This is a genomic window from Bradyrhizobium sp. A5 (assembly GCF_042076515.1).
Lineage (GTDB): Bacteria > Pseudomonadota > Alphaproteobacteria > Rhizobiales > Xanthobacteraceae > Bradyrhizobium > Bradyrhizobium cosmicum.
Map to the genome: position 1 here is coordinate 170582 of NZ_CP148990.1, position 11515 is coordinate 182096.

The following is an 11515-nucleotide window of genomic DNA, read 5'->3' on the forward strand; positions in this document are numbered from 1 at the left end:
TTCCGCTCTCGCTTTAACTCCCATCAGATGTGCGTCGCGGGACGGTGCATTGCGCGCCGTCTGCCCCTATATTCCGGGCCGATCCGATCGCCCTAGGGAGTAACGCCATGACACCGACCGCCGCCGCACGCGCCCCGCAAGCCACCGCCACCCTGCGCGACCGGCTGAAGGATCCTTCGTTGCTGAAGGAGGCCTGCTACATCGACGGCACCTGGGTCGGCACGCCGGTCTTTGCCGTCAACAATCCCGCGACCGGCGTCGAGCTCGCAAAAGTCCCGCAGCTCGGCGCGGACGAAACGACCAGAGCGGTTGAAGCCGCCCAGCGCGCCTTCCCGGCCTGGGCCAAGCACACCGCCAAGCAGCGCTCCAACATCCTGCGCAAATGGTTCGAGCTGATCGTCGCCAATCGCGAGGACCTCGCGCTGATCCTCACCTCCGAGCAGGGCAAGCCTCTCTCGGAAGCTCTCGGCGAAGTCGACATCGGCGCCGCCTATATCGAGTTCTTCGCCGAGGAAGCCCGCCGCGTCTATGGCGAGACCATCCCGACGCAGCGGCCCGATGCGCGGCTGCTCGCGATCAAGCAGCCGATCGGCGTCTGCGGCGCGATCACGCCGTGGAATTTCCCGAACTCGATGATCACGCGGAAGGTGTCGCCGGCCCTTGCCGCCGGTTGCACCGTGGTGCTGAAGCCCGCCAACGAGACGCCGCTGTCGGCGCTGGCACTCGCCGTGCTGGCCGAGAAGGCCGGCATCCCCAAGGGCGTGCTCAACATCGTCACGGGCGACGCGCCGCCGATCGGCAAGGTGCTGTGCGAGCATCCGGCGGTGCGCTTCGTCGGCTTCACCGGCTCGACCGCGGTTGGCAAGATCCTCTACCAGCAGGCCTCCGTCGGCGTGAAGCGGCTCGGGCTCGAGCTCGGCGGCAACGCGCCGTTCGTGGTGTTCGACGATGCGGATATAGATGCCGCGGTCGAGGGCGCGATGGTCTCGAAATATCGCAACATGGGCCAGACCTGCGTCTGCGCCAATCGCATCTACGCGCAGGACAAGATCTACGACGAGTTCGTGAAGAAGCTCTCGGCCAAGGTCGCGGCGATGAAGATCGGCGATGGTACCGAGAGCGGCGTCACGCAGGGGCCGCTGATCAACCTGAAGGCGGTCGACAAGGTCGAGCGCCACATCGCGGACGCCGTGAAGCGCGGCGCCAAGATCGTCACCGGCGGCAAGCGCAGCGAGCTCGGACGCTCGTTCTTCGAGCCGACCGTGCTCGCCGACGTCAAGCCGGACTCGCTGGTGGCGCAGGAAGAAACCTTTGGCCCGCTCGCGCCCGTCATCCGCTTCAAGGACGAAGCCGATGTCGTCGCGATGTGCAACGCCTCGCCATTTGGTCTGGCCTCCTACTTCTACTCCCGCGATCTCGGCCGCGTCTGGCGCGTTGCCGAGGCACTGGAATCCGGCATGGTCGGCGTCAACACCGGCCTGATCACCACGGAAGTCGCACCCTTCGGCGGCGTCAAGGAAAGCGGCCTCGGCCGCGAAGGCTCGCGTCACGGCATGGAAGAATATGTCGAGATCAAATACGTGATGATGGCGGGGGTGTAGGCCGCTGCTGCTGCTTCCTCGTCATGGCCGGGCTTGACCCGGCCATCCACGCCCATCACCGCCGCGCAGCACCGCGATCGTGCGGTTCGCGAATGTCAGGCGCTCGGCCATGACCGACACGAAGTAGGTCAGCAGCTTGTGGCTGAGCGCGGGGTCCTCGGTCTTGATCGCATCGAACTGGTGCGTGTTGAGCACGTAGAGCACGCTGTCGACCTCGGCCTGGATCGTCGCGCTGCGCGGTGTGTTCGACACCAGGCCCATCTCGCCGATCGTGGTGTAGCGACCGAGGCTGCGCACGCGCGTGGTGCGATCGTCGTCGGCGGGGACCATGACGCCCACGCGTCCCTCGAGGATGAAATGCATGGAATCTGCGGGGGCACCGGCCTGCACGATGACGTCGCCGGCTTCGACCTCGAGGCGCTGGCAGCGGCGGATCAGTTCGTCGGCGTCGTCCTCGCTGTCGAGTATCCCCGTGAACCAGTCGCGCAGGCTCGCCTCCTCCTGAGCCAGTTCCTGATGCTGCGCGATAAGCTCGTTCTCGCACCACTCCAGCGCATGATCGAGCTCGGGAACAATGGTGACGCCCTCGCCGACGAAGTCGCTGGAGCGCAGTACCTTCTCGGCCGCGGAAGACAGATGCACCAGGATCAGCTCGACACCAAGGTCATGCGCGCTGCGCTTGATCTGCGCAAAGCTGTAGGCCGCTGACGAGTCGACGCCGGTGACGAGCTTGAAGTCGAACAGCAGATAGCGGCACTCAGGGTGTTCCTGCAGCAGCCGCTTGACGTGCTGGTAAAGCCGGTTGGCGGACCCGAAGAACAGATAGCTCTGGAGATTCAGGCCCTGAATCTTGCCGCCGTGAGCGAGCAGCACGTCCTGGTCGTCGCGCGAGCGGTCGAGCGAGGAACGGTATTCCGAGCCGTCGAAACTGTACTTGATCGATTCGACCCTTGCGGCGCTGAACGCAAACGTCGCGCAGCCGATGATCACGCCGATCAGGATGCCCGGCACGAAGCCCCAGGCCACGATGATCACGATGATGGCGATCAGCGAGAGATATTCGAGCTTCGAGAGCCGCTTGCGCGATTCGATGATCCATTTGTGGAGCTGGTCGGCGCCGAGATAGAGCAACAGGCCGCCAAGGACGAATTTCGGGATGAACCCGAGCAGCTCGGGCGCGACCGCGAGCATCAGCAGCGACAGCGCCGCGACCGTGAGGCCGGACAGGCGCCCGCGCCCGCCGCTGCTGTAGTTGAGGAGAGACCGGCTGATCGAGCTGCAGCCGGGGTAGCCGCCCAGCAGGCCGGTCAGGATATTGGCGGCGCCGGTGACGTTCAGCTCGCGCTCCAGATTGGCCTCGCGATGCGTGGCCACCTCGATGCCGGTGGTGTTGAACAGCGTGCTGGAAGCCGTGACGAAGATGACGGCGACGACGTTGCCGAGCAGGTCCGGTATGGCAAACCAGGGATAGCGGGCGAGATCGCCCGTGTGCCAGGGCAGCATGAAGACCGCTTGCGGCGGAGGCTGAAAGGTCCAGCCCAGGGCGCGTGCGTCATCGAACGAAACACCGGTGATCCAGAACGCCAGATGCGCCGTGAGCACGCCGCCGACCAGGATGATCGGCAGTCCGAACGGGCTGCGTGAGCGATGCCAGGTGAGATACAGCACCAGCGCCATCGCGCAGGCAGCTCCCAGCTCCAGCAAAATGGTATGGTCAGCGAATTGCGACAGCGTCGCGAACTGCAACGGGTGGTTGGTGATCACCCGGATCGCGCCGAGGGCGATGAGAAGTCCGGTGGCGCCGAGGAAGCCGCCGACAACGGGATAGGGCACGTAGCGGATGGCGCGGCCGAGCCGCGTCAGGCCCAGCCCGCACAGCACCAATCCTGTCAGCACCGTCGACAGGCCGAGCGTGATCAGGACCGGCGAGAGCAGCGACGTCTGCAGGTTCGCTGCCTCGATGCGCTCGACCACCGAGGCCGCCAGGATGCCGGTCACCGCGGCGGTCGAGCTGTCCGGGGCCGCCACCGCGAAGGGCAGGGAGCTGCCCAGCCCGATGACGACCGCAAGCACCGCGGAGCTGACGAAAGTCGCCGTGATGCCATACGACAAATAGGGTGAGAGCGGCCCGGCAAAGATCAGCAGCGAATAGGACAGCCCGAAGGTGACCGTCAGGACACTGGCGGCGCCTCCGCCCAATATGTCATTCAGCGCACGCTTGAGGGCCGGATTGAATCGCGGAGCCGGACTGAGAACAATTGCTGGATCGGTCACGCCGTTGCGCTCGCTCCTGAAAATTCCTCTCCGAGACGTAGACGACTACAGGCTTAGCGCAACAGGATTCTAGGAATTATGAAATATCCGACAGTTCTGCGGCGAAGACCCGCATTCACGACGTGTGATGCTCAACCATATGGTTGAGGAAGGAACAGATGCACCGGTCCCTCCACGACGGAGTGTAGGGCGGTAGCGGTGCTTAAATCTTCAGCTCAGTCCCGGTCACGCGCCGGTACGCTTCGAGATACCGCTTGCTGGTTGCCTCCACCACGCTCGCGGGCAGCGGCGGCGGCGGGGCGTCGCCGTTCCAGCGGCCGGCGCGGCGCTCGACGTCGAGATAATCGCGCAGCGGCTGCTTGTCGAAGCTCGCCTGCGGCTGGCCGGGCTTGTAGGCGTCGACCGCCCAGAAGCGCGACGAATCCGGCGTCATCACCTCGTCGATCAGGATGATGCGGCCGTCCTTGTCGCGGCCGAACTCGAATTTGGTGTCGGCGATGATGATGCCCTGCTCGCGGGCGAGCTCCTCGCCGAGCGTGTAGATCGCGCGCGTCATGCTCTCGAGCGTGTAGGCAACCTCGTCGCCGACGACCTCACGCATCTTTGCGATGGTGATGTTCTCGTCATGACCGGTCTCGGCCTTGGTGGCCGGGCTGAAGATTGAAGGATCGAGCTTCTCGCTTTCGACCAGACCTGCCTTCAGCTTCTCGCCGGCGAGCGTGCCGCTGGCGGCATATTCCTTCCACGCCGAGCCCGAGAGATAGCCGCGGATCACGCATTCGATCGGGAACACGGTGGTGCGGCGGCAGAGCATGGCACGGCCGAGGATTTCGGCGCGGTGCGGCTTCAAGGCCGGCACGGCCGCGATGATCTCGTCGGTGTCGGCGCTGATCATGTGGTGCGGCACCACGCCTTCGAGCTCGTTGAACCAGAACGCGCTCACTTGCGTCAGCACGGCGCCCTTCATCGGAATAGTCTCGCCCATCACGACGTCGAAGGCGCTGATGCGGTCGGTGGTGACGAGCAGCAGCCGGTCGTCGTCGACGGCGTAAATGTCGCGGACCTTGCCGCGGCCGATCTTGGGCAGGGGCAGGTCGCTGGAGAGCATGGTGGTCATCGGCAAAGCTTTCGCAGGCAGGGCCTTCGGGCAAAAAATCCGGCCGCACCGGACAGCGCGGCCGGAACCGGGATTAGCCTATTCCGGCAGCGGAATGAACTCATGTTCCTGCGGAACCGCGGCGAAGCGGCCGGTTTTCCAGTCCTGCTTGGCCTGCTCGATCCGCTCCTTGCTGGAGGAGACGAAATTCCACCAGATGTGGCGGGGGCCCTCCAGCGCATCGCCGCCGAGAAACATCATCCGCGTCGGCCTCACGGCCTTCACGGTGATGCGATCGCCGGGCCGGAAGATCAGCAGCCGCGGCCCCTCGTAACGCTCGTTCGCGATCTCGACCTCGCCGTCGACCACGTAGATCGCGCGCTCCTCGTGGTCAGGATCGAGCGGCACGGTCGCGCCCGCGGCCGCCGTGACCTCGGTATAGAACCAGGGCGAGACCATGGACACCGGCGAGGTAATGCCGAAGGCCGAGCCTGCGATCACCTTCGCGGTGAAGTCGCGTTCGGAGATAACAGGCAGGTCAGCGGCCCCATAATGCTGAAACGACGGCGCGATCTCTTCCGATCCGGCCGGCAGCGCGATCCAGCTTTGCAGGCCCAGCATCTTCTGACCCGAGGCGCGCTGCACGTCGGGCGTGCGCTCGGAATGCGCGATGCCGCGCCCGGCGGTCATCAGGTTCATCGCGCCGGGCTGGATCTCCTGAATGTTGCCTTCGCTGTCGCGATGCATGATCGCGCCGTCGAACAGATAGGTGACGGTGGCAAGCCCGATATGCGGATGCGGCCGCACGTCCATGCCCTTGCCGGAGACGAACTGCACCGGTCCGAAATGATCGAAGAAGATGAAAGGCCCGACCATCTGCCGCTTGCCATGCGGCAGTGCGCGGCGCACGGCAAATCCGTCGCCGAGGTCGCGCGTGCGCGGCACGATGACGAGATCGAGCGCGTCGCAGGACAAGGGATCGCCGAGCACGGGATCGTTGGAGGGCTGCCAGCTCATGGTGGACTCCTTCTTTCTTGCGGCGATCTTAACAGGATTTGACGCCCCCGTCGCGACGCCTCCGCATCGCCGCGACGGTCTATTTGCCGTCATCGTGCGATATCGGCGATACCTAATCCGGAAACAGGGGCGGGCGATGGTTTCTCTGATGTGTTTCATCTTGAAAAGCGCGGCCTGACGAAGGATGTTCGGCTGATCTCAACCGCGACCGATCGCATCACCCGATGACCCTTGCCGCAACAGAGCTTGCCTTTCGCGCTGCGTCCGTGGCGCTGTTGCTGGTGCTGGCGGCGTCCCTGCTGTCGGATTTCCGCAATGTGCTTGCAGCGCGGCTCGGCGCTGCCTTCGCGCTCGGCTCGGCCGCGCATGCGGCGAGCTATTCGGTGGACGTAACGTCACGGATCCCGCTCCTGCATGCACCGCTGATCGCGTTGTCGACCGGCGATATCGTGGTGTTCTGGCTGTTCACACGGTCCTTGTTCGACGACGAATTTCGCCTGCGCTGGTGGCACGGATGGGTCTGGGCGCTGGTGACCGCCTTCAGCTTTGCAGGCTGCGTCTGGATTGCACCTAGCGGCCATGTGCGGTTCTCGGTGACGCTGGTCAATCTGATCGTGCTCGGTTTCATCGCGCTCGCGGTTGGGCAGATGATTGCCTCGTGGCCGGCCGACCTGGTCGAGCGCCGCCGCCGTGTTCGTGTCTTCATCGTCTGCGCAACCGCGCTCTATGGCGGACTGAGCGCGGTGCTCCAGATCGCTGTCGCCGGCTACCACGTCGGCGATGTCGCCGAAACCATCAACGCCGGCGTGCTCGCCTGCACCGTCGCAGCGATCGTCTATGCCATGATGCGCGTTGACGGGGCGGATCTGTTTCCGGCCGCGGCGGAGCCCGCACCGCCGATTGTTTTCAGTCAGTCTGCGGCCGATGACGCCGCCGACCAAAAACTCGTCGAAACCTTGATGCGGCTGATGGCGGACGAGCGGATCTATCGCCAGGAGAACATCACCATCGGCGTGCTGGCGGGCCGGCTCAAGATCCCCGAATACCGGTTGCGCCGGTTGATCAACCAGCGGCTCGGCTATCGCAACTTTAATGTGTTTCTGAACAACCACCGGATCGAGGAGGCCAAGGCCGCGCTCGCCGATCCCACCCAGGCCGAGGTTCCCGTCATCACCATCGCCATGGACGCCGGCTTCCAATCGCTCGGGCCGTTCAACCGCGCCTTCAAGGCGATCACGGGCCTGACGCCAACGGAGTACCGGCGGCTCAAGGCGGAAGCGGCCTGATATTTATCCATTTGAAATCACGCAATAATTCCAGAATCGGCTAGCCCCGGTCAGTTTCAGTAGGGTCGTTTTTCAAATCCGGCGAGCGCGCATCGCGGCGCTCCGGCTTCCTGTCCGGCACTCGCCCCGAAGCCGGAGAAAGCCCGTGACCCGCCGCAGCAAGATCATCCTCCTCGCCACCACCATTGCCTGTGCAGGCCTCGCGCTCGGCGCGGCGCGGGCCCGCGACGTACCCAAGGTCGCCACCGGCTTCATCGCCGATATCCTCTGCTCGGAAACCTTCGTCTCGGGCTTCGATGTCAGGCGTAACCTCGCCGAGACTACCGATGCGATGCCGGGCACCGGTCTGCTCACCTGGGCGATGGACTTTCAGGTCGACCGCGTCCGCAAGGACGTCACGGTGACGCTGTTCGGCATCGGCCGCAGCCATGCCGTCTATCGTGAGGGGCTCGGCTGCACGCTCGATCATGGCGCTGATATCGCCGACGTCGTGTTGCCGCCAGACGACAAACAGCCGGCGTTGCTCCCCGAGATCGCCGGACCTTCGATCGTGCCGCCGCAGAGCCCGGAGCTGTCAGCCGCGCTCGACCGCGCTTTCACTGAACCTGCGCAACCGCCCCATCGCCGGACCCGCGCGATCGTGGTCATGAAGTCAGGCCGCATCATCGCCGAGCGCTATGCGGATGGCGTCGGACCGGAGACGCCGCTGCTCGGCTTCTCCATGACGAAATCGGTGATCTCGGCTTTGATCGGCGTGCTGGTGCGCCAGGGCAAGTTGAAGCTCGACGGGCCGGCGCCGGTCGCGGCCTGGCAGGACCAGAATGATCCGCGCCACGCCATCACCGTCGATCAGCTGCTGCGCCACACCGCAGGCCTTGCGCTTGGAAGCTCGTTGCAAGCCTCGCTCGGCTCCGCCTTCGAGCCGGTCAATCGCATGAAATTCACCGAAGACGACATGGCCGCCTATGCCGCGAGCATCCCGCTCGCGACCGCGCCGGGCACCGTGTGGAATTATCACGACGGCAACACCATCATGCTCGCGCATCTGATCCGCAACGCTGCCGGCGGCAATCCCGCAGATGCGCTCCGCTTCGCACGCCGCGAATTGTTTGCCCCGCTCGGCATGCGCCGCGTCACGCTCCAGCTCGACGGCGCCGGCACGATCGAAGGCTCAAGCGGGATGCTGGCCCCCGCGCGCGACTGGGCGCGTTTCGGCCAGCTCTATCTCAATGACGGCGTTGCCGGTGGCAGGCGCATCCTGCCCGAGGGCTGGGTGAACTACTCGGCCTCAGCGACGCCGAATGCCTGGGTCGGCATCGGCGCCGGCTTCTGGACCAACCAGGGCGACAGTTTTGGCGCGACCCTCCGCATCAAGCACGGTTGGCCACGCGATGCCTTCTTCGCCAAGGGCACGATCGGGCAGTACACGATCATCATTCCCTCGGAGCGGCTGGTGATCGTGCGGTTGGGTCGCTCGCCGAACGGTCCGCCGCCGGAAGCGGATGGCGTGTTCGATCTCGTGCGCGACGTGATTGCGGCAACACGCGAGAAGGGGAAGATTGCGGGGGTGAATTGAGGTCTCTCTTACCCTCCCTTGAGGAAGGGTCAGAGGGAGCGCCGCTGCGGGAATTCGAATCTACGACCTTCCCAGCTCGGTCGCCTTCGCCACGCGATCGAACCGCTCCAGCGTCATGATCGCATCGGCAAACTTCTCCGCCCGCGCGTTCAGCACCGGGCGCGCCAGTGTCAGAAATTTCTGCTGCATCGCCTGTGCGTCTGGAAACGAGGTCGGCTCGCCGGAGGGATCGGCGTAGAGGCGCTCGTGCACACCGTCATCGGTCGTGATGCTGACGCGCGCACCAAAGGGGTGGGTGCGGCCGACCTCGAGCCGGTCGTCCTGCACCACGTCGAACTTGTCGGCGAGCGCGTCGATCGCGGCATCGCCGAGGCGGTTGTAATCGTCCCAGCCGAACGAGCCCTGGTCGAGCGCGAGCGCGCCGGTGAAGAACATCGAGAACTGGCCGCCGACGATCGAGGTGGGATGCCGCTTGGTCGCGGCGTCGCCGGTCAGCGTGATGCCGTTGCGGTGCAGGCCGATCTCGACGCGCTTGACCTGGTCGGGTGTCAGATTGTGCTCGCGCCGCATCGCGATCAGCGCGTCGATCGCGGCGTGGGTGTAGCGGCAGCTCGGATACGGCTTCACGCCGATCTTCATCGTCTCGTAGGTGTTGCCGAGCCCGGCGACCGCCTTGTCCGGATGCGGATCGTCGGTATAGCCGGCGAGCAGGCCGTGCTTGCCTTCGACCGATTCGGCCGAGCCGACGAAATCGTTGCGCGCCAGTGTCGCGGCGATCACGCCGTTCATCGCGGCGGCGCCGACCTGGTAGCGCTTGTTCCAGGCGCCGTTGACCAGGAATTGCAACGAGCCCGAGGCCTGGCTGCCGGAGACGCCGAAGGCGGCGATGATCTGTTGCTCGGAGAGGCCGAACAGCTTGCCGGCCGCCGCGGCCGCGCCATAGGTGCCGGCGGTGGCGGTCGGGTGGAAGCCGCGCGCATAATGCGAGGTCGGATCGAGCGCGTTGCCGAGCCGGCAGCAGACTTCATAGCCCGCCACGATCGCGGTCAGCACGTCGCGGCCGGAAGCGCCGACCATCTCGCCGACGGCGAAGGCGGCCGGGACCACCGGCGCGCTCGGATGCAGCGAGGAATCGGCGTGAGTGTCGTCGAAATCGAGCGAATGGCCGAGCGCGCCGTTGAGCAGCGCCGCAACCGCCGGGGTCCAGGTCTTGGTGTCGCCGAACACGGTGGATTCGCCCTTGGTGTCGAGCGCGAGCGCCTCCAGCATCTTCAGGATCGACGGGGTCGATTCCGCCTCGCTGCGGGCCCGGATGGCGCTGCCGAGGAAGTCCAGCGTCAGCACCTTGGCGCGATCCAGCACCTCCGCTGGAATATCGTCAAATTTCAGATTGAAGACGTAGGCGGCGAGCGTTGCGGTTTCGTTGGCCATCGTGTTTCCTCGTTTTGGCGCGCAAGTTAGGCGGGCTGATTTGGCCTTTCAAGCGGCCTTGGGGCCGCGGGCATCAGCCATGCTTTTGCCTGGCTCGAGAGATCGGAACGTTTGACCATGGCATTGGCGGGAAAGCTGTTCGACCGGATCCGGTCGCGGCGGACGCAATTGGGACTGGCGATCCGGGTCACCGTGGCGGCCACCGCGGCCTATGCCATCGCCACCGCGCTGCATCTGCTGTTGCCGCTCTGGGCGGTCCTGACCTCGCTGATCGTGACCCAGATGAGCGTCGGCCGCTCGCTGAAGGCGACGCGCGACTACATGCTCGGCACCATCGGTGGCGCCATCTATGGCGGCGCCATCGCGATCCTGATCCCTTATTCGAGCGAAGCGGGCCTGCTCGGCCTGCTGGTGCTCTCGGTCGCCCCGCTGGCCTTCATCGCCGCGATCAATCCGAGCCTCAGCGCGGCCACGGTGACGGCGGTGATCGTGCTGCTGGTTCCGACCATGCATCACTCCGATCCCATGACCTCGGCGATCGACCGGGTCAGCGAGGTCGGGGTCGGCGCCATCACCGGGCTGCTGGTTTCGTTCCTGGTGCTGCCCTCCCGCGCGGTGCGGCAGATCCGCGCCGCCGCGGCAAAGCTGCTCGAACTGATTGCCGATGCGTTCGCCGAACTGCTCGCCGGCCTCACGCGCGGCCGCGACAACGACGCGCTGCACCGGATCCAGGACGGCATCGGCACGGCGATGGTCGGGCTCAATGCGATCGGCGCCGAAGCCGAGCGCGAGCGCGCCGCGCGTCTGTCGGGCGGGCCCGATACCGGCCCGCTGTTGCGCACGGTCCTGCGCCTGCGCCACGACGTCGTGATGATCGGCCGTGCCACCGTGGTGCCGCTGCCTGTCGACGTGCAGATGCGGCTCGCAGCTCCCTTGACGGAAGTCTCGACCGTGATCGCGCGCTTCCTGCGTTCGGCCGCCGCGGCCTTGCGCGAGGGCACTGGCGCGCCGCCGATCCATCCCGTCCACGTCGCGCTCCAGCATTATGCCGAGGCGGTCGCCGCCGTGCGTCAGGACGGACTGATCCGCGGTCAGCCCGGCGACACCGCCGAACGCTTCTTCGCGATCGGTTTCTCGCTGGAGCAGATGCACCAGAATCTCTGCGATCTCGACCGCGTCGTCGGCGAATGGTCGGAGGCGGCGGTTGATCGGCCGGTGCGCAAGGGTGTGTGAA

General features: G+C 65.7%; 8 protein-coding genes. 4 read left to right on the plus strand and 4 right to left on the minus strand.

What is annotated here, in order from left to right:
• The first annotated feature begins 107 nt into the window (after positions 1-107).
• Positions 108-1601: an NAD-dependent succinate-semialdehyde dehydrogenase gene (locus tag WHZ77_RS00840; protein WP_375311958.1), complete on the plus strand. Its 1494-nt coding sequence runs from the start codon at positions 108-110 to the stop codon at positions 1599-1601.
• Positions 1602-1622: 21 nt separating this feature from the next.
• Here WHZ77_RS00840 and WHZ77_RS00845 read toward each other — a convergent pair whose 3' ends face one another.
• From WHZ77_RS00845 to WHZ77_RS00855, 3 genes are all read right to left on the minus strand, one after another.
• On the minus strand, positions 1623-3875 hold the full coding sequence (locus tag WHZ77_RS00845) for an SLC26A/SulP transporter family protein (RefSeq protein ID WP_375311959.1): 2253 nt from the start codon (positions 3873-3875) through the stop codon (positions 1623-1625).
• A 202-nt stretch (positions 3876-4077) separates the two neighbouring features.
• Entirely contained in the window at positions 4078-4992 is a 915-nt protein-coding gene (locus tag WHZ77_RS00850; protein WP_375311960.1) for a phosphoribosylaminoimidazolesuccinocarboxamide synthase, read from the minus strand.
• Between the two features lie 78 nt (positions 4993-5070).
• The gene (locus WHZ77_RS00855) at positions 5071-5988 is read right to left on the minus strand and encodes a pirin family protein (RefSeq protein WP_375311961.1); all 918 of its coding nucleotides are present in this window, start codon (positions 5986-5988) and stop codon (positions 5071-5073) included.
• 224 nt (positions 5989-6212) lie between these two features.
• On the opposite strand from WHZ77_RS00855, the gene WHZ77_RS00860 reads away from it, so the two are divergent.
• Both WHZ77_RS00860 and WHZ77_RS00865 read left to right on the plus strand, forming a co-directional pair.
• A complete protein-coding gene (locus WHZ77_RS00860) occupies positions 6213-7274 on the plus strand; it encodes a helix-turn-helix domain-containing protein (RefSeq protein WP_375311962.1) in 1062 nt (353 codons plus the stop codon).
• A gap of 145 nt (positions 7275-7419) precedes the next feature.
• Complete coding sequence (locus WHZ77_RS00865) at positions 7420-8850, plus strand: serine hydrolase domain-containing protein (RefSeq protein ID WP_375311963.1); 1431 nt, start codon at positions 7420-7422, stop codon at positions 8848-8850.
• 60 nt (positions 8851-8910) lie between these two features.
• Here WHZ77_RS00865 and WHZ77_RS00870 read toward each other — a convergent pair whose 3' ends face one another.
• Positions 8911-10281, minus strand: coding sequence for an MmgE/PrpD family protein (locus WHZ77_RS00870; RefSeq protein ID WP_375311964.1), 1371 nt, complete (start codon positions 10279-10281; stop codon positions 8911-8913).
• 117 nt (positions 10282-10398) lie between these two features.
• On the opposite strand from WHZ77_RS00870, the gene WHZ77_RS00875 reads away from it, so the two are divergent.
• Entirely contained in the window at positions 10399-11514 is a 1116-nt protein-coding gene (locus tag WHZ77_RS00875; protein WP_375311965.1) for an aromatic acid exporter family protein, read from the plus strand.
• The last annotated feature ends 1 nt before the right edge of the window (position 11515 follow it).